The 288-nt window shown below is 44.8% G+C and carries 1 protein-coding gene; it reads left to right on the top strand.

The genetic code is table 11. The features are described from left to right. Positions 1 to 96: 96 nt before the first annotated feature. A partial coding sequence (locus BFL47_RS19935; protein WP_211480994.1) for a hypothetical protein occupies positions 97 to 288 on the top strand: 192 nt, incomplete at its 3' end.

Raw genomic sequence — 288 nt, 5'->3', positions numbered from 1 at the left:
CTTCAACGTATTGCGCAACCAGATGGAGCCTATACAGTTTCTGGCCCCTCAACCTTTTGCGGGTCTGCAACCTATCAAGTTAATATTCAATCAGGGATGACCGTTAAATGGTCAGCAACAGGGAGCATAAGTATACCTGGTAATTCAACTTCATCCTCAGTTTCAGTGAACTCTGTCAGCGGAGGAGCAGGAACCTTGCTTGCGACAATGACCTCTGCATGTGGTCAGAGCTCAGCAACAAAAAACATTAATGTAGGTATAGTGTATTCTGTGAACTATTCAGCATCG

Origin of the sequence: Arcticibacter eurypsychrophilus (assembly GCF_001730525.1) — a bacterium.
GTDB lineage: Bacteria > Bacteroidota > Bacteroidia > Sphingobacteriales > Sphingobacteriaceae > Arcticibacter > Arcticibacter eurypsychrophilus.
Note: the sequence above shows the minus strand (reverse complement) of the source record. Positions and strands in the feature narration are given on the sequence as shown.